Below are 17,946 nucleotides of genomic sequence, written 5' to 3'. Positions count from 1 at the left end.
TATGAGTCTTAATTACCTGGATTTCGAACAGCCAATCGCAGAGCTTGAAGCGAAAATTGATTCGCTCAAGTCGGTTGGCCGTCAGGATGAAAAACTGGATATTAATCTGGATGAAGAAGTGCAGCGTCTGCGCGAAAAAAGCGTTGAGCTGACCCGTAAGATCTTCTCCGATTTGGGTGCATGGCAGATTGCCCAGCTGGCGCGTCATCCATTGCGTCCTTACACGCTGGACTATGTCCGCAACGTATTTACCGATTTTGACGAGCTGGCTGGCGATCGCGCCTATGCGGACGATAAAGCCATTGTGGGCGGTATTGCTCGTCTGGACGGTCGCCCGGTGATGATCATTGGTCATCAGAAAGGCCGCGAAACCAAAGAGAAAATTCGTCGCAACTTTGGGATGCCGGCACCAGAGGGGTACCGCAAAGCGCTGCGCCTGATGGAGATGGCCGAGCGTTTCAATATGCCGATCATTACCTTTATCGACACCCCAGGCGCTTACCCTGGTGTGGGTGCGGAAGAGCGTGGACAGTCTGAGGCTATCGCACGCAACTTGCGTGAGATGTCCTGCCTGAAAGTACCAGTGATCTGTACCGTAATCGGTGAAGGCGGTTCCGGTGGTGCATTGGCTATCGGCGTTGGCGATAAGGTGAACATGCTGCAGTACAGCACCTACTCGGTGATCTCACCGGAAGGCTGTGCCTCGATCCTGTGGAAAAGCGCTGATAAAGCGCCGCTGGCGGCAGAAGCGATGGGCATCATTGCTCCGCGTCTGAAAGAGCTGAAGCTGATCGACTCGGTGATCCCTGAGCCGCTGGGTGGTGCACACCGCAACCCGGTAGCGATTGGCGCATCACTGAAGGAGCAGCTGCTGGCGGACCTGGCGGATCTGGACGTGCTGAGTAAAGAAGAGCTGCTGGATCGTCGTTACCAGCGCCTGATGAACTACGGCTACGCCTGATAGCTGACAGGCTCGCATAAAGCGGGCTCCGGACTTTGAACTGTTATGGGGAGCGATCCTTGTGGCGGGGCGGAGTCTGGAGCCCGTTTTTTTTTGTGTTGAGTTTGGAGGAAGTGTCGCTACTGGCTTTGCTTGATTAGGGAAATTCAGATTCGCGGTAAGCTGGGTAAGTCGCTTCAGATTTTGAGTTCACTGGAGGGGTTATCCGGAACACGGACACGCCGTGAAATCATCCCTGATGGCTTGAGTCGCGCGTCCATGCGCGACACAGTCCGCTTATCCAGATAACCCCTCCTGCCAGTGGCTATTGTGTTGCTGTGATGAAGTTTTACTTCGGTTTAGTGAATATGATGCCGGTTCCAATTGCAATATATGGGGAGTGTCGCTACTGGTTTGCTGGATTGGGGAAATTCAGATTCGCGGTAAGTTGGGTAAGTCGCTTCAGATTCGTGGGTTCGCTGAAGGGGTTATCCGGAACACGGACAACAGAAAGGGCCAGCGGAAGGGATTGAGGAAGGACGAGCAGAAGGTCTCCAGCTTGGTCGGCAGGAAGGCCGGAGTGAAGGTATAATCGAGGGTAAACTTGAAGTTGTCAGAACCATGCTGCAGAGTGGTCTCGATCGCAATACCGTCGTAGCGATGACCGGCCTTACTGAAGACGAGCTGGCGCAAATCCGTCATTGATTCTGAATCTGTTCATCAGTGTATGCTGAAGAGAGCTAAAATCCCCTTCAGGCTGGCACAGCCGATCTCGCGGTTAATCAATTTCTCTGTTCCAGCCAGGCTCAACATTTGGGATTGAATAACCCCTTTTTTATTTGGTTGACTATCCACTGTAAGACCAATTTTCCATGCTGTTTTTCGTCTGCACCAAATAGTATTGCAGTCTGAAAGAGTCTCTTTAGTGCAGGTATTTTACTCACCAACAACTCTGAAGTTCGCGGGTGGCGGTCAGTTCCCCCTCTGGCGGGTGTTTGCCGCATGGACGCGGCAATCAAGGCTACATGGACGTATTCACGCCGTCCCGCCAGAGGGGGAACTGACCGACGCTGATCACAGATGCCGGTTTTGATTCGACGGTGCCGACCCGACACCGAACTCAGAGGCCGTTTTAACCTGACCATACTGAACTGACGCCGATCACAAAGGCCGATTTTGACCCAGCCAACTTTGGACTCCGGCCTCTTTTATTAAAATGCCGTTCAGAGCTGAATCCCTGCTCCGAGTGAGAACAGAGGATCGGCAGAATCATGCGCCACGTCTTCTTTCTGCTCCAACACCGCCTGCCAGCTGGAGGGCAGCTCAAACGGTAATTTACCCTGCGCTTTACTCTTGCCGGTGATCACATCCAGCACAGCCCGATCGGAAGCGCCGAAATTAGCCAGTAATGCATCGGTTTTATCAAGAATGTTGGTCAGGATCGCCGGACGATCGAGGTACACCGAAATAACCGTGGGAATGCTCAGATCCTTCACCTGCTTGATCAACTGATAATCTTCACTGCCGCTGTAGATACCCGCTTTTGCATCCAGTACCACGATATCAGCGTCATCAAAGCCCAGTTGACCAAAATTCACTGAGCCGAAAGGATAGTGCGGATCGTTCTGATGTGGAGTATCCACCCGCAGGATCGCGATCTCCGCCTCTTCCGGCGTTGCCACCACTTCCAGCCCGTAACTTTCAGCCACGGTGGCATTAACATTGTGCAGGAAGACCTTTTTGCCGCTCACTGACAGTGGCAATACTGAGTTGTTATTCTGCAGCAGGATCTGTGAACGGCGCTGAGCATCATCGGCCTGTTGCTGGAATTTACTGTTGCCGACGATTGTTGCCGCCTGGCCCTCATCCACATAAGGCTTTTCAAACAGACCCAGTTCAAACTTCTGCTGCATGATTCGGGTGACTGAGGCATCAATCGTGGCGATCGGCAACTGCTGCTGGTTGATCGCGGCAATCAAATCGCTGGCGTCGGTGGTGCCGCCGAACTGATCGATACCGGCTTCGACCGCTTTCACTATGCGCTGCTGGCGGCTAAGGTTTTCAACTCCCCATGACATTCCTATCCCTGCAGTCCACGGGGAAACGCCAGCTGCGATGTCTGCATCACTGATACCGGTACTGCATTTTCCTTCACAGCTTTCCAGAATGCCCCAGTCGCTAAGGATCACGCCGGTAAAACCGAAACGCTCCCGCAGCATCCCGGTCAATACCTGCTGATTAAAGCCGAATCCTACTTTTTCAATCAGCTGATCTTTGTACCACAAGCCGACAGGCTGACCGTAGTACGGCATCACCGAAGCCACTCTGGCGGCAAAGGCTCCTTCAAAAGGCACCAGGTGATATTCCAGATTCTCGCCGGGATAAACCTGCTCCTTGCCATAAATATTATGAGGATCCAGTCCGTCAAGCTGTGGCCCGCCACCGGCAAAGTGTTTTACCACGGTAATGACGCTGGTCGGGAGCAGGCCCCGGTCGCCATCCTGGAACCCTTCGATGTAAGCCTGCACCAGTTTTTTTGCCAGTTGGTTATCTTCGCCGAAGGTACCATTAATCCTCCCCCAGCGAGGCTCGGTCGCCAGATCGGCCTGCGGTGACAGGGCCATGTGTATGCCCACTGCCCGGTATTCCTGGCGGGCAATGTCGCCAAAGGTTTTCACCAGGCTGGCATCGCCGATCGCTGCCAGACCCAGCGTCTCTGGCCACTGCGAGAAACTGCCTGCCGCCACGCTGGTCGCGTTCGGATCGTTGACAAAATGGTTACGCGGATCGGTACTGATGGTGACCGGGATCCCCAGTCGGCTGTGCTCAGCCAGCGCTTGCAGTGCGTTATTGTCGGCAGAGATATACTCTGGGTTGCCTGCCATACGGGTGATAAATGTATTGACGAATTTACGATCGATATCTGCTTCAGCGGCACTCATATCCACGCGACCTGCCGTATCAAGAGTGATTGTGCCGTGCATCATCGCTCCGGCTTTTTCGTCAACAGTCATCCGTGAAACAAGATCGCGTGCGCGTTTTGCACTGTCCAGCCGCCAGTCCTCAAAAGGCTCCAGCGTGCCATTGTTATTCATGTCCTTAAACTTAAGATTATCGACGGTAATTAACGGCAGGGTGCGGCTTTCCAGTTCGGCTTGTTTGGTTGGCGTATCATGAGAACCATTATTATCGCACCCGGTTAATCCGGCGCTCAGCAACCCGATGATTATCAGGGTTAATCCTTTTTTTAATACCATTAGAAGAACTCCATTCAGGTAGAGAGGGAATCGTTCAGATGAAAAAACCAATATCTTCCTTGGCGTTTTTTGTTTATAATCAATCAGGTATATATTTTTCTTTTTTATTATTGCATTTTTTCAATCACATGAAATGCAGGGGTTAATTATTTGAGATTGCCTTCACATTTTACTTTTTAGCCCGTGTTACTTTTTGGTTGAAAGCGGGAAGTTTATTCTTCGTATATAAATATAATTCTGGAATTAACAGGTAAATGACTGGGGGACGCAATTATTTTATTTTAGAACCGTTCTGCTTTCGAAAGGGAAGGGCAATTCACTCTCTTTTTCAGAAAATGTTATTAATTCCAGGTTTATCTCTCTGTCAATCCGAATGGGAAGGCAACAGTATTGATGTTGAACGGGTATTTTTTGGATGAGCAAGGGTGACCGCTCAGACTAACTCTCTCCTGTTGCGGAGCAATGTTCGCTATGCTTATCCCTGCGCATGATCACCAGGAGGTACGCATTGAATATTATCGCAATCATGGGACCGCATAACGCATTCTATAAAGATGAACCCATCCGTGAACTGGTCGGGGCGCTCGGCACCCAGGGGTACCAGACCATTTACCCGAAAGATGCCAACGACCTGCTGAAACTGATTGAGCACAACCCGCGCATCTGCGGAGTGATCTTCGACTGGGACGAATACAGCTTCGATTTGTGTAGTGAAATCAATCAGATGAATGAATATCTGCCGCTGTATGCTTTCATCAACACCCACTCCACCATGGACGTCAGTGCCAATGAAATGCGCATGGCGATGTGGTTCTTTGAATATGGCCTTGGCGTGGCGGAAGAGATCGCCCAGCGTATCCGCCAGTACACCGATGAATATATCGATACCATCACGCCGCCACTGACCAAAGCGTTGTTTACCTACGTGAAAGAGGGAAAATACACCTTCTGCACTCCTGGTCATATGGCGGGAACCGCCTTCCAGAAAAGCCCGGTCGGCACGCTGTTTTATGACTTTTTCGGGGCCAACACCCTGAAGGCTGACATCTCTATCTCGGTGACCGAGCTGGGATCGCTGCTTGACCATACCGGCCCGCACCTTGAAGCGGAAGAGTATGTGGCCCGCACCTTTGGTGCTGAACAAAGCTATATGGTGACCAACGGCACCTCAACGTCCAACAAGATTGTTGGCATGTATGCTGCTGCGGCTGGCAGTACCGTGTTGATTGACCGCAACTGCCACAAATCCCTGACTCATCTGCTGATGATGAGCGACATCATCCCCATCTGGCTGAAGCCAACCCGCAACGCACTGGGGATACTTGGCGGGATCCCCAAACGAGAATTCACCAGAGAAAGCATTGCGCTGAAAGTAGCCCAGACCGACCGCGCCAGCTGGCCGGTGCATGCGGTGATCACCAACTCCACCTATGACGGCCTGCTGTACAACACGAAGTATATAAAGGAGACGCTGGACGTCCCCTCAATCCACTTTGATTCTGCCTGGGTGCCTTATACCAACTTCCATCCGATTTACAGCGGCCTGAGTGGCATGAGCGGTGAGCGGACACCGGGCAAAGTGATCTATGAAACGCAGTCGACGCACAAACTGCTGGCGGCCTTCTCGCAGGCTTCGCTGATCCACATTAAGGGTGACTACGACGAGCAGACCTTTAACGAAGCCTACATGATGCACACCACCACCTCGCCGAACTACTCCATAGTGGCTTCAATTGAAACCGCGGCGGCGATGCTGCGTGGCAACTCCGGCAAGCGGCTGATCAACCGCTCCGTCGAGCGGGCGCTGCATTTCCGCCGTGAGGTGCAGCGCCTGCGCGAAGAGTCGGATGGCTGGTTCTTCGATATCTGGCAGCCGGAAGGGGTCGATGAGCCAGAATGCTGGCCGATCCAGCCGGGAGAAGAGGACTGGCACGGCTTTATGGATGCCGATGCCGATCATATGTATCTCGATCCGATCAAAGTCACCATCCTCACGCCGGGCATGAGCGAGCAGGGCGTGATGGCGGAAGAAGGGATCCCGGCAGCGTTGGTAGCGAAGTATCTGGATGAGCGCGGCGTGGTAGTGGAAAAAACCGGCCCGTATAATCTGCTGTTCCTGTTCAGCATTGGCATCGACAAAACCAAAGCGATGAGCGTGCTACGCGGGCTGACGGAGTTTAAGCGCGCGTATGATCTTAACCTGCGGGTGAAGAACATGCTGCCGGATCTCTACGCCGAGGATCCTGACTTCTACCGCAACATGCGGATCCAGACGCTGGCGCAGGGCATCCATAATCTGATCCGCCAGCACGATCTGCCGCGCCTGATGCTGCAGGCTTTCGCCACGCTGCCGGAAATGAAAATGACCCCACACCAGATGTTCCAGCAGCAGGTGAAGGGGAATGTGGAAACGGTGGAGATCGGTGAGCTGGTGGGGCGCGTGTCGGCCAATATGATCCTGCCTTATCCGCCAGGCGTGTCGGTGGTGATGCCGGGAGAGATGATCACCGAAGAGAGCCGTGCGGTGCTCGATTTCCTGCTGATGCTGTGCAGTGTCGGGGAACATTATCCGGGTTTTGAAACGGATATCCACGGCGCAAGGCTGACGGAAGAGGGGCAATATCTGGTGCGCGTGCTGAAAGAGTAGTTCCAGAATTGTGCCATTGTCGCCGCGCGCCGGGCTGCGTAATGTAGCCGATGGAAGCTATTACAAAGGAGTCACTATGTTAGGTTTTAAGCAGGTTCATCACATCGCTATCATAGCCAGCCAGTATGAAGTCAGTAAATCTTTTTACTGTGACGTGCTTGGCTTCACCCTGATGGGCGAAGTGTACCGGGAAGCCCGCGACTCGTGGAAAGGGGACCTGGCGCTGAACGGCCAGTACACCATTGAGCTGTTTTCGTTCCCGTTCCCGCCAGCGCGGCCGACCCAGCCTGAAGCCTGCGGCCTGCGTCATCTGGCCTTCAGCGTGGCGGATATTGATGCCGCTAAAGCGCATCTGGAAGCTAAAGGCGTGATTTGTGAAACGATCCGCATCGATCCGGTGACCGACAAGCGCTATACCTTCTTCTCCGATCCGGATGGTTTGCCGCTGGAGTTGTATCAGGCGTAAGATAACGCCATACCGACCCGGTCAGGCATGGCCGGGTTGCCACTCCATGGGATCGAAATGTCACTGCTTCACCTTCAACAGCAACTTGCCGGACATCAGCGCCTGCTGGTGGCCTACAGCGGCGGGCTCGACTCCAGCGTGCTGCTGCATCAGCTGATCCGCTTGCGGCAGCAATTTCCTGAGCTTCAACTACGTGCGATCCATATCCATCACGGACTGAATCCGCTGGCTGACGGCTGGGCCATGCACTGTCAGCAACAGTGTGCAGAGTGGCAGGTTCCTCTGGAAGTGGTGAAAGTGAAGGTTGATAGGCGGAAAAAAGGCATTGAAGCCGCCGCGCGCCATGCACGTTATCAGGCTTTTCTCGACCATTTGCAGGAAGGGGAAGCGTTGCTGACCGCCCAGCATCAGGATGACCAGAGTGAAACGCTGCTGCTGGCGCTCAAGAGGGGGAGTGGTCCGGCTGGTCTGTCCGGAATGCCTGCTTATGCCCTGCTTGATACCCATCCGCATTTACGCCCTCTGCTCGCCTGCTCCCGGCTGCAACTGGAAGCCTGGGCGGCAGAGCATCAGCTGCAATGGATTGAGGATGACAGCAATCAGGACGAACGCTTTGACCGAAACTTCCTGCGGCAGACGGTGTTACCGCTGCTGACCACGCGCTGGCCACATTTTTCTCAGGCAGTTTCACGCAGCGCAAGCCTGTGCGCTGAGCAGGAGCAACTGCTGGATGAGTTGCTGATGGAATCGCTGAATGAGCTGGTGGATCGGCAGAATTCGCTGGCGATTGAGCCGCTGCTGGGAATGAGTGAAGCCCGACGGGGCGCGCTTCTCCGCCGCTGGATTGCACGGAAACAGGGACTGATGCCATCCCGTGATGCGCTGTTGCGGATCTGGCAGGAAGTGGCCTGCAGCCGTGAAGATGCAGAGCCATGCCTGCTGCTGGGCAGTCATGAGGTTCGCCGCTACCGCAACCGGCTTTACTGGCTTGAGCAAAGTGAGCCTTTACGCGATGCGATGATTGAGTGGCCTGCCAGTGAGAAGAGTGTGAGGTTGCCTGCCGGATCAGGATGGCTGGTGCGGACGGAGACGGAAGCGATGGCTTCTGGTGAAGAGGCAGCCACTGGCCCTGCTGCCAGCGGGCAGGAGGGCATGGTGTGTTCTGTGACAACAGAAGGAAAAGCCTCCGGCTCTTCAGGCGGAAAGACAGTCACCATTCGCCCTCCCTCAGAGCAGGAAAGGGTCACCGTGCACTTCCAGGCGCAGGGGAAATTTCATATTGTCGGGCGAGCTGGCAGCCGTCCGCTGAAAAAACTCTGGCAGGAACTTGCGGTTCCGCCCTGGCAGCGTGAACGCACGCCGCTGATTTTTTATGGCGATCAATTGATTGCCGCTGTGGGCGTCTTTGTGACCCGTGAAGGCAATCCCGGAAAGCAACCCGGCTGGCAAATCTGCTGGCAACAAGAGAAAGAGCAATGATCATAAAAACACTGCTGGCCCTGACGCTGGCTGCATCGAGTATACCGGCACTGGCGGCAGGGAATGTGCAGCCAGGCAAGGACAAATCTGCCCGCTGTCAGGCCTGTCATGGTGCTGCAGGAAAATCGGCTGCCCCCATCTATCCCAATCTTGCCGGGCAGAAAGCGGCTTACCTTGCGCAGGCGCTGCACGATTATCAAAATGGGGGACGCAGTGGCGGTCAGGCGGAAGTGATGAAGGCTTTCGTGGCGGGACTGAGTGACGGCGATATTGACGATCTGGCTGCTTATTATGCCGGTTTGCAACCCTGAAAAGGCTGTGGGCGGGAAGATCCCGCCCGCGTGGGTTTAATCAGACTCGCTGACGACAACAGTGCCCAGCTCCGGATGACTGAAGCTGGCAATATGGTCCAGGCGCAGTTCACGGACTTCACCAGACAGGTCGATAGCAAGGTATTCCACGTTCTTACGTGACACCATGTCCGTCGCTTTGGCCTTCAACTGCTCACCGTTTTTCAGGGCCAGCACCAGCATCCAGTTATTCTGACAGGCGAGTTCCAGGTTGTCGTAATCATCGCAGTTGATCGGTTTATAGGCTTCATTCGTCAACATAATCGCTCACCAATAAGTTTGCAGCAGCAAAAGCTGCCTGTTCCCTGATGGAAGAGTGTAGCTCAGTATTAGCCGCTACCTCATCAAGTGCTTTCAGAACGCAAGCTAATGCGTCCGGCACGTATCCCAGATCGCCGCTGCCGATTTCAGCGTATTTGCGACGAACTAATTCACAATACTTTTGCACGTGCACCTCAAGAGTTTTCTCTGGCGATTTAACGACTATAACACAGGATTTTACGTGAAATCAGCCCACCGGCGAGTGATTTGCTGTGTCAACGGGTTACAATAGCGGTTAATCAAGATAAGGAACCCCATGGCACTTAAAGCAACGATTTACAAAGCGATGATTAACGTTGCCGATATGGACAGAAATGTTTTTATCGACAGCAACCTGACGCTGGCCCGTCATCCCTCCGAAACGGAAGAGCGGCTGATGCTACGACTGCTGGCATGGGTGGTGAACGCCAACGACCGGCTGGTCTTTACTCGTGGGTTGAGTGCAGAAGATGAGCCGGAAATCTGGTTGCTGAACGATCACAACGGCATTGAGATATGGGTGGAACTGGGCCTCCCGGATGAGCGCCGGGTAAAAAAAGCCTGCAACCGTTCCGCCAGCGTTTATCTTTATACTTACAACGCCCGGGCTGCCCAAATCTGGTGGCAGCAGAACCAGAACAAGCTGCCGTACAATAATCTGACCATTCGCTTTCTGGATGATGAGCAGCTCAGTGCATTGACCGGCCTGGCGTCCCGTTCCATGAACCTGCAGGCCACGGTGCAGGATGGCACAATCTGGCTGTCCGACGAGCAAAAACACCTCGAACTGCGCTTTACCGACTGGCTGGTTTTCGGCAAACTGGCATGATTGTTTTGTCACGCAGCGTCACCATCCCGGACAGTGAGCTTGAGCTGACCGCGATCAGGGCGCAGGGCAACGGTGGTCAGAACGTTAATAAAAGCTCCACGGCTATCCACCTGCGTTTTGATATCCGTGCTTCAAGCCTGCCGGAGTTCTATAAAGAGCGCCTGCTGGCTGCCAGCCACCACCTGATCTCGCCGGAAGGCGTGGTGGTCATCAAGGCGCAGGAGTACCGCAGCCAGGAAATGAACCGGGAGGCGGCGCTGAAGCGGCTGGAAAATCTGATTCAGGAACTGACGGTGGTGGAAAAGACGCGGCGTGCCACCCGGCCCACGCTGGCTTCCAAAAAACGTCGGCTGGAAAGCAAGGCCCGTAAAGCCTCTACCAAATCACTGCGCGGCAAAATGCGTCGCGCTCCGGAATAAACCGACTTGCCTGGGGCAGGAGGAACCAAGTGAAAAAAATCATCGTGGCAATGCTGGTAACGCTGTTTTTCGGCTCGTTGCTCGGCTGCCAGAATCACGAGACCGTTTTTGCGGCACAAACGCCGGATACCATGATGCAGAAGTATCAGGGCGTTATCCCCTGTGCTGACTGCGAGGGCATTCAGGTTTCTCTCTCCCTGCAACAGGGCGGCCGCTACACTCTGAGCGAACATTATCTGGGATCGTCTGATGTCAGTAACGTGCAGCAGGGCCACTGGAGTCGTACGGCAGAGAAGCTGGTGCTGATTTCTGATAAAGGCGAGAAGCGTTACTTCCGTCCGCTGGATGACGGGCTGGAGATGATGGATACCCAGGGGAATCCGATTCAGTCTGTCAACAGCTACAGGCTGGCAGCGGTTAAAGAAGGCTGAGTCCGTTGCCAGAACAGTCGGCAAAGCGTGAACCTGGAAAGTGTGATGCTGAGGGGCACAGTGGGATGAAGCTTAAAGCGTTGTGCTGAAAGTCAGCAGGTAATAAAGCGGCGGTGGGCTGAGTGATTCAGTCCGCCGCCGTTGTTTTTATGCGTTCACTTCGCTTGCCAGGAAATCCAGGATCTCGCTGGTTTTGATCATGCGCTTTTCACCTTCGCGACGGGATTTGTACTCAATCTCTTCGCTGTCCAGGTTACGGTCGCCAATCACGATAGTGTGCGGCACGCCAATCAGTTCCATATCGGCAAACATCACGCCCGGACGCTCTTTACGGTCATCCAGAATGACATCAATACCTTTCGCACGCAGCTGGCTGTAAAGCTGTTCTGCCAACTCCTTCACGCGGAAAGATTTGTGCATGTTCATCGGCAGGATAGCCACCTGGAACGGAGCCAGCGCGGCAGGCCAGATAATGCCACGATCGTCATGGTTCTGCTCAATTGCTGCGGCAACGATACGGGTAATACCGATACCGTAACAGCCCATGGTCAGAATCTGGTTACGGCCGTCTTCGCCCTGCACTGAGGCTTTCATCGCTTCAGAGTACTTGGTGCCGAGCTGGAAGATATGGCCCACTTCGATTCCGCGCTTGATCAGCAGCGTACCTTTACCGTCCGGGCTGGCATCGCCTTCCACCACGTTGCGGATATCTGCCACGCGCGGCAGCGGCAGATCTCGCTGCCAGTTCACGCCGGTGAAGTGCTTGCCATCTTTATTGGCACCGGTCGCGAAGTCGCTCATTGCGGCCACGGTGCGGTCAATCACGACTGGCAGGGCCAGCCCTACCGGGCCAAGTGAACCCGGGCCGGCACCCACAGCAGCACGGATCTCTTCTTCAGACGCGAAAGTCAGTGGCACGGCAACGATATCAATCTTCTCCGCTTTCACTTCATTCAGCTCGTGATCGCCGCGCACCAGCAGGGCAACCAGACCATGGCCGCTCTCTTTGGTGGCTTTGACCATCAGCGTCTTGACGGTTTTCTCAATCGGCAGGTTGAACTGCTCAACCAGAGCAGCGATGGTTTTGGCGTCCGGCGTGTCGATTTCGATCATCGCCTGAGTGGCATCCGCACGGCTTGCCGCCGGGGCTACCGATTCAGCCAGCTCAATGTTGGCGGCATAGTCGGAACCGGTAGAGAAGACGATATCGTCTTCACCGCTTTTCGCCAGTACCTGGAATTCATGAGAAGCGCTACCGCCGATTGAACCGGTATCAGCCTGCACCGCGCGGAAGTCCAGACCCATACGGCTGAAGCTCTGGCTGTAGGCGCGGTACATATCGTCGTAGGTCGCCTGCAGGGATTCCTGCGAGGTGTGGAACGAGTAAGCATCCTTCATGATGAACTCACGTGAACGCATCACGCCAAAGCGCGGACGAACTTCATCACGGAATTTGGTCTGGATCTGGAACACGTTCAGCGGCAGCTGCTTGTAGGAGCTCAGCTCGTTGCGGATCAGGTCAGTGACCACTTCCTCATGCGTCGGGCCCAGAACGAACGGGCGTTCGCCGCGATCGACAAAGCGCAGCAGCTCGGGGCCGTACTGCTCCCAGCGTCCACTTTCCTGCCACAGATCGGCGGGTTGTACCACCGGCATGGAAATCTCGATAGCACCGGCGTTGTTCATCTCCTCACGCACGATGTTTTCAACTTTTTTCAGTACGCGCAGGCCGGTTGGCAGCCAGGTGTACAGGCCGGAGGCCAGTTTGCGGATCATCCCGGCGCGCAGCATCAGCTGGTGGCTGATCACTTCAGCGTCGGCAGGAGTCTCCTTCTGGGTGGAGAGCAGATATTGAGTAGTACGCATGAGTTACGATTCCAGTTAAGCAAAGAGCTTACGAATTAAGCCAGGCAAAAAAATTGCTGGCGGCTAGTGTACCAGCGTGTCCGGAGACTCAAAAGATGCCGGGGCATAAATTAACGACTGTCGACGGCGGTCACCAGCGTCCCCGTGGCGTTCACGCACCAGCGGACGTTGAAATCCAGTAGCCAGGCAGCATATTCGCGCCCGGGTTCTTCTCCTTTACGGTAGGCCGGGCGGGGATCCTGAGCGAGGACCTGGCAGATAAAGCGTTCAAGATGCGGGTATTTCGGTTGCTGGCGGGCAATCTGCTGCTGCGCATAAGCGGAGAAGGTCACCGGCATATCAGCAGCCGGAGCCTGCTGAGCAAAGCCAGCCTGCGCGTGTGGCAGAGACTCCGCAAAAGGCAGATAGGGTTTGATATCCACAACAGGTGTGCCATCAACCAGGTCCAGGCTGCCCAGCTCCAGGATCACGCCGCCTTGTTCCGTGCGAATCCCGATCAGTTCAACCAGCGACATGCCAACAGGGCTCGGACGAAAGGTGGAGCGGGTTGCGAAAACGCCCATCCGGGCATTGCCTCCCAGTCTCGGTGGTCGGACAGTGGGGCGCCATCCTCCTTCCATTGTCTGATGAAAGACAAACAGCAGCCAGAGATGGCTGAACGCTTCCAGGCCGCGAACGGCTTCCGGCTGATTGTAAGGGGCGAGCAGGTGCAATTCTCCACCGCCGTCCTGAATCAAACCGGGCTGGCGGGGAACGGCAAACTTCTCCTTCCAGGGAGAACGGATAGTGCCGATTTGCTGGAAGGAAAAGGAACTCATTGATTGGTCACTTTCAGCGCCGAACCCTGACAGATGGCCTGGCGATAGCAGCCCTGCGAGTTAGTGACGATTTCACACTTGTGAAGGAGTACGGCGTTGGCCTTCATGCCGGAAGCATGGATCTGCATCCGTTTACGTGCTGTGTTGATGTTCGGCGGCGAGCTCTGGCGGCTGCTCTGGCAGTCTTCACCATAGACTTCACCCAGGTCGCGGAACGGTTTGCTCACCAGGTCGCTGGCGTTGGTGTAGATTTTAACCGGCGAAGGACGGGGAGCGGGTTTAGCCTGTTCCTGCTCGGTTTGCGTAGGCTGCCTGAAAGGCTCAACTGGCTTATAAGGTTTATTCAGCAACGTACACCCTGTCAGCGAAAGGGCTAACAAACAGAGCGGTAAAACTCGCATGGGGGGATCCTTATGTTCGGTAAAAGTGGCGTTATTGAAACAAGCCCCGGAGGAAATAACAAGCGCTCAGAATGGAACAAAGCGGGCTGCAGCCCGCTTTGTTCAGGTGATAACAGGCGTACCGGCGGTATGTGCCGGAACTGAAGCCAGTTACCAGCTACCAGCCTTTTACTGCGCCACCGTTGAAGATTTTGTCAGCGGCTTCGCTCACTTCGTCAGACTGATAGGCCTGCACGAATTTTTTAACGTTTTCAGCATCTTTGTTGTCTTCACGGGAAACAATGATGTTCACGTAAGGGGACTCTTTGTCTTCAACAAAGATACCGTCTTTCGCCGGAGTCAGGTTGATCTGGCTGGCGTAGGTCGTATTGATAACCGCCAGAGCGATCTGCTGGTCATCCAGTGAGCGTGGCAGCTGCGGCGCTTCCAGTTCGACCAGCTTGATGTTTTTTGGGTTCTCAATCACGTCCAGAGAGGTTGGCATCAGGCCAACACCGTCTTTCAGCTTGATCAGGCCCACTTTCTGCAGCAGCAGCAGGGAACGGCCGAGGTTGGTCGGGTCGTTAGGGATGGCAACCTGCGCGCCGTTCTGCAGCTCATCCAGGGATTTGATTTTCTTGGAGTAGCCCGCGATTGGGTAAACAAAGGTATTGCCGACCGGCACCAGCTTATAGCCACGGTCCTTGATCTGCTGATCCAGATATGGCTTGTGCTGGAAAGCGTTGACGTCGATGTCGCCTTTGCTCAGCGCTTCGTTTGGCAGCACGTAATCGTTGAAGGTCACCAGCTCAACGTCCAGGCCGTATTTATCTTTCGCCACTTTTTTGGCGACTTCAGCCACCTGCTGTTCAGCACCGACAATCACACCGACTTTAATGTGGTTTGGATCTTTCTCTTTCTGATCGCAACCAACCAGCGCTAACGTACCAATCAGCGCACCCACAGCGGCAAGAGTTTTAAAATTAAAAGACATATCCCTTCCTTAATAATCAGAACGTACTGTTGTTTACTTGTGGGTGACTGCACGAACGATGCGGTCGCCACAGAACTGAATTAAATAGACCAAAACCACTAATAAGACCAGAACCGTATTCATCACTGTCGCGTTATAGCCAATATAACCATACTGGATACCGATCTGACCCAGGCCACCGGCGCCCACAGCGCCACCCATTGCGGAATAGCCCACCAGGGTGATCAACGTGATGGTCGCGGCATTGACCAGGCCCGGCAGCGCTTCCGGTAGCAGAACCTTTTTCACGATCTGCATTGGCGTTGCGCCCATGGCACGGGAGGCTTCAATCAGGCCGGCAGGCAGTTCCAGCAGCGTGTTTTCAACCATACGGGCAATAAAGGGCGCTGCACCGATAGTTAAAGGCACGATGGCAGCTTGCAGACCAATTGAGGTGCCGACGATCATGCGGGTGAACGGGATCATCCACACCAGTAAAATGATAAACGGAATGGCACGAAAAATGTTAACCAGCGCGGACAGTGAATGGTAGAGCGCGCGGTTTTCAATAATTTGTCCCGGACGGGTGACGTAAAGCAATACGCCCAGAGGCAGACCCAGCACGAAACCGAAGAAGCCAGAAACGAAGGTCATTACCAGCGTCTCCCAGACGCCGCGGCAGAGAAGAAGAATCATTGCCTCAGACATAACCTAATACCTCTACCTTCACGTGGTGTTCTTTCAGAAAATCTATGGCTGCCTGTGCGTCCGCTTCCGTCCCGTGCATTTCGGCCAGCATAATGCCGAACTTCACGCCGCCTGCGTAATCCATCTGGGCGCTGATAATATTATTGTTCACGTTAAAGCGACGGGCTGACTCGGAAAGCAGCGGCGCGTCAACTGACTGACCAGTGAACTCCAGGCGTAGCAACGGTACGCTGTCCGGGCGGGTTTCTGCCGACATACGCGCTGCATAATCATCCGGAATATCCAGATGCAGCGTGGACTGGATAAACTGCTGTGCCAGAGGCGTTTTAGGATGCGAGAACACTTCGCTTACCGTATCTTTCTCGATCAGCTCGCCATTACTGATAACAGCGACCTGATCGCAGATGCGCTTAACCACATCCATCTCATGAGTGATCAGCAAAATGGTGATCCCCAGCCGGCGGTTAATGTCTTTCAGTAGTTCGAGGATCGAGCGGGTGGTGGCCGGATCCAGCGCGCTGGTGGCTTCGTCGCACAGCAGCACTTTCGGGTTGCTGGCCAGCGCACGGGCAATGGCCACGCGCTGTTTCTGTCCGCCGGAAAGGTTTGCGGGCCAGGCATCGTGCTTGTCGGCCAGACCAACCAGATCGAGCAGCTCGCTGACGCGGGTTTTGATTTCGCTTCTGGGCAGCTTGCCCAATTCCAACGGCAGGGCAACGTTGCCGGCTACCGTCCGGGAATTCAGCAGGTTAAAATGCTGGAAGATCATGCCAATCTGGCGGCGGGCCAGCGTCAGCTGACTTTCTGAAAGGGTAGTCAGGTCCTGGTTATCGACCAGCACGCTGCCGGACGTTGGGCGCTCAAGCAGGTTAACGCAGCGGATCAGGGTACTTTTACCCGCGCCTGAGGCGCCAATTACGCCGTAAATTTGTCCCGCAGGCACATGCAGGCTGACGTCAGACAGCGCTGTAATGGTGCGTGTACCCTGCTGGAACACTTTGGTGATATGAGAGAGTTTTATCATTTTATTAGGTGATGCATTATCCGTGGCGTTTATTTTAGTGCATCCCGACCAGGGCGGAAGGCGAGTGGATGTTAAGGCATCCAGACGTCTGAATCAATCAAAGTCATTCAAACTGGCATTCTCGTGGTGAGCGCAATCATGCGATACTCTACGGCAAATTTAGTAGCAGGAGTTTCTACGTGGCAGACAAAGTCCCCGCAATTTTTCTGGATCGTGACGGCACGATAAATGTTGACCATGGTTACATTCATGAGATCGACAACTTTCACTTTATTGATGGCGTGATCGATGCGATGCGCGAGCTGAAGAAGATGGGCTACGCGCTGGTGCTGGTGACTAACCAGTCCGGCATCGCGCGCGGTATCTTTTCAGAAGACACCTTTATGCAGCTGACAGAGTGGATGGACTGGTCACTGGCCGACCGGGATGTCGATCTCGACGGTATCTACTTCTGTCCTCATCATCCGGAAGCTATAGAAGAAGAGTATCGCCAGCAGTGTGATTGCCGTAAGCCGCAGCCGGGGATGCTGTTGTCCGCGCAGAAAGAGCTGAATATCGATATGGCAGCTTCTTATATGGTCGGTGACAAGATTGATGACATGTTGGCAGGTAAAGCGGCCGGAGTCGGTATAAAGGTATTAGTTCGTACCGGGAAGCCGGTAACAGAAGAGGGGGAAAAAGCGGCGGATTGGGTGATTAATAGCCTGGCTGACCTTCCTGCAAGGATAAAACAGGGCTAAAAAGCAGCGTTGTGAACGAAGTTTCAGCGAACGAGAAAAAACTTCTTTTTTATGCTTGCCTTCCCGCGGCGCATCCCTATAATGCGCCTCCATCAACACGAAACAACGGCTTACAGGCCGCCGGGTTGAGAGGTTCAGGAAGCTGAATCTGCGGAGAAAAACTTCTGAAAAAGAGGTTGACTCTGAAAGGGGAAGGCGTAATATACGCCACCTCGCGACAGGCAGCCACGCTGCGTCGCACCGCTCTTTAACAATTTATCAGACAATCTGTGTGGGCACTCGCAGGATTGATATCAGCGTCTCCGGACGTAAAAAATAT

Annotated in this window: 18 protein-coding genes and 1 pseudogene; 10 read left to right on the top strand and 9 right to left on the bottom strand. The window is 54.2% G+C overall.

The genetic code is table 11. The features are described 5' to 3' along the window. The first annotated feature begins 1 nt into the window (after position 1). Positions 2 to 961: an acetyl-CoA carboxylase carboxyl transferase subunit alpha gene (gene accA, locus AC3Y5R_RS03585; protein ID WP_489920188.1), complete on the top strand. Its 960-nt coding sequence runs from the start codon at positions 2 to 4 to the stop codon at positions 959 to 961. Between the two features lie 525 nt (positions 962 to 1,486). After that, a pseudogene (locus AC3Y5R_RS03580) lies at positions 1,487 to 1,645 on the top strand (Rpn/YhgA-type helix-turn-helix domain-containing protein); the annotation flags it as partial. 518 nt (positions 1,646 to 2,163) lie between these two features. Here the strand turns inward: AC3Y5R_RS03580 and AC3Y5R_RS03575 are convergent. Next, the gene (locus AC3Y5R_RS03575; RefSeq protein ID WP_489920187.1) at positions 2,164 to 4,197 is read right to left on the bottom strand and encodes a glycoside hydrolase family 3 protein; all 2,034 of its coding nucleotides are present in this window, start codon (positions 4,195 to 4,197) and stop codon (positions 2,164 to 2,166) included. A 508-nt stretch (positions 4,198 to 4,705) separates the two neighbouring features. On the opposite strand from AC3Y5R_RS03575, the gene AC3Y5R_RS03570 reads away from it, so the two are divergent. The 4 genes from AC3Y5R_RS03570 to AC3Y5R_RS03555 all read left to right on the top strand — a co-directional run bounded on the left by AC3Y5R_RS03570 (position 4,706) and on the right by AC3Y5R_RS03555 (position 9,100). After that, positions 4,706 to 6,844 (top strand): lysine decarboxylase LdcC, encoded by a 2,139-nt coding sequence (locus tag AC3Y5R_RS03570; protein ID WP_489920186.1) that lies wholly within the window; start codon positions 4,706 to 4,708, stop codon positions 6,842 to 6,844. Positions 6,845 to 6,920: 76 nt separating this feature from the next. After that, positions 6,921 to 7,310, top strand: a complete 390-nt coding sequence (locus AC3Y5R_RS03565; protein WP_489920185.1) for a VOC family protein — start codon at positions 6,921 to 6,923, stop codon at positions 7,308 to 7,310. A gap of 57 nt (positions 7,311 to 7,367) precedes the next feature. Further along, a complete protein-coding gene (gene tilS, locus AC3Y5R_RS03560) occupies positions 7,368 to 8,789 on the top strand; it encodes a tRNA lysidine(34) synthetase TilS (RefSeq protein ID WP_489920184.1) in 1,422 nt (473 codons plus the stop codon). Beyond that, a complete protein-coding gene (locus AC3Y5R_RS03555) occupies positions 8,786 to 9,100 on the top strand; it encodes a c-type cytochrome (RefSeq protein WP_489920183.1) in 315 nt (104 codons plus the stop codon). Before tilS ends, AC3Y5R_RS03555 begins: the two co-directional genes overlap by 4 nt. 36 nt (positions 9,101 to 9,136) lie before the next feature. Here the strand turns inward: AC3Y5R_RS03555 and rof are convergent, their stop codons facing one another. Then, positions 9,137 to 9,400: a Rho-binding antiterminator gene (rof, locus tag AC3Y5R_RS03550; RefSeq protein WP_158781727.1), complete on the bottom strand. Its 264-nt coding sequence runs from the start codon at positions 9,398 to 9,400 to the stop codon at positions 9,137 to 9,139. Further along, positions 9,387 to 9,587: a YaeP family protein gene (locus AC3Y5R_RS03545; RefSeq protein ID WP_158781726.1), complete on the bottom strand. Its 201-nt coding sequence runs from the start codon at positions 9,585 to 9,587 to the stop codon at positions 9,387 to 9,389. Before AC3Y5R_RS03545 ends, rof begins: the two co-directional genes overlap by 14 nt. A gap of 129 nt (positions 9,588 to 9,716) precedes the next feature. On the opposite strand from AC3Y5R_RS03545, the gene AC3Y5R_RS03540 reads away from it, so the two are divergent. Genes AC3Y5R_RS03540 through AC3Y5R_RS03530 form a run of 3 tightly spaced genes read left to right on the top strand, consistent with a single transcriptional unit; the run spans position 9,717 to position 11,118 of the window. Continuing rightward, positions 9,717 to 10,268: a YaeQ family protein gene (locus AC3Y5R_RS03540; protein ID WP_489920182.1), complete on the top strand. Its 552-nt coding sequence runs from the start codon at positions 9,717 to 9,719 to the stop codon at positions 10,266 to 10,268. Beyond that, a complete protein-coding gene (arfB, locus tag AC3Y5R_RS03535) occupies positions 10,265 to 10,687 on the top strand; it encodes an alternative ribosome rescue aminoacyl-tRNA hydrolase ArfB (protein WP_158781724.1) in 423 nt (140 codons plus the stop codon). Before AC3Y5R_RS03540 ends, arfB begins: the two co-directional genes overlap by 4 nt. 29 nt (positions 10,688 to 10,716) lie before the next feature. Further along, the gene (locus AC3Y5R_RS03530) at positions 10,717 to 11,118 is read left to right on the top strand and encodes a copper resistance protein NlpE N-terminal domain-containing protein (protein ID WP_489920181.1); all 402 of its coding nucleotides are present in this window, start codon (positions 10,717 to 10,719) and stop codon (positions 11,116 to 11,118) included. Positions 11,119 to 11,265: 147 nt separating this feature from the next. On the opposite strand, the gene proS is transcribed toward AC3Y5R_RS03530, so the two are convergent. The 6 genes from proS to metN form a co-directional block, all read right to left on the bottom strand. Continuing rightward, positions 11,266 to 12,984 carry a proline--tRNA ligase gene (gene proS, locus AC3Y5R_RS03525; RefSeq protein ID WP_489920180.1) on the bottom strand — a complete coding sequence of 573 codons (1,719 nt, stop codon included), beginning with the start codon at positions 12,982 to 12,984 and terminating at the stop codon, positions 11,266 to 11,268. Between the two features lie 110 nt (positions 12,985 to 13,094). Beyond that, entirely contained in the window at positions 13,095 to 13,802 is a 708-nt protein-coding gene (gene tsaA, locus AC3Y5R_RS03520) for a tRNA (N6-threonylcarbamoyladenosine(37)-N6)-methyltransferase TrmO (RefSeq protein WP_489920179.1), read from the bottom strand. After that, positions 13,799 to 14,203 carry an Rcs stress response system protein RcsF gene (gene rcsF, locus AC3Y5R_RS03515; protein ID WP_489920178.1) on the bottom strand — a complete coding sequence of 135 codons (405 nt, stop codon included), beginning with the start codon at positions 14,201 to 14,203 and terminating at the stop codon, positions 13,799 to 13,801. Before rcsF ends, tsaA begins: the two co-directional genes overlap by 4 nt. 157 nt (positions 14,204 to 14,360) lie before the next feature. Further along, positions 14,361 to 15,176, bottom strand: coding sequence for a MetQ/NlpA family lipoprotein (locus AC3Y5R_RS03510; RefSeq protein WP_489920177.1), 816 nt, complete (start codon positions 15,174 to 15,176; stop codon positions 14,361 to 14,363). A gap of 33 nt (positions 15,177 to 15,209) precedes the next feature. Further along, entirely contained in the window at positions 15,210 to 15,863 is a 654-nt protein-coding gene (locus AC3Y5R_RS03505) for a methionine ABC transporter permease MetI (RefSeq protein ID WP_489920176.1), read from the bottom strand. Continuing rightward, positions 15,856 to 16,887, bottom strand: coding sequence for a methionine ABC transporter ATP-binding protein MetN (metN, locus tag AC3Y5R_RS03500; protein ID WP_489920175.1), 1,032 nt, complete (start codon positions 16,885 to 16,887; stop codon positions 15,856 to 15,858). The genes AC3Y5R_RS03505 and metN overlap by 8 nt, the downstream gene beginning before the upstream one ends. A 179-nt stretch (positions 16,888 to 17,066) precedes the next feature. Between metN and gmhB the strand changes: the two genes are divergently transcribed. Further along, positions 17,067 to 17,627 carry a D-glycero-beta-D-manno-heptose 1,7-bisphosphate 7-phosphatase gene (gene gmhB, locus AC3Y5R_RS03495; protein ID WP_489920174.1) on the top strand — a complete coding sequence of 187 codons (561 nt, stop codon included), beginning with the start codon at positions 17,067 to 17,069 and terminating at the stop codon, positions 17,625 to 17,627. The last annotated feature ends 319 nt before the right edge of the window (positions 17,628 to 17,946 follow it).

It is taken from the genome of Erwinia sp. 009765445, assembly GCF_058137865.1.
Note: the sequence above shows the minus strand (reverse complement) of the source record. Positions and strands in the feature narration are given on the sequence as shown.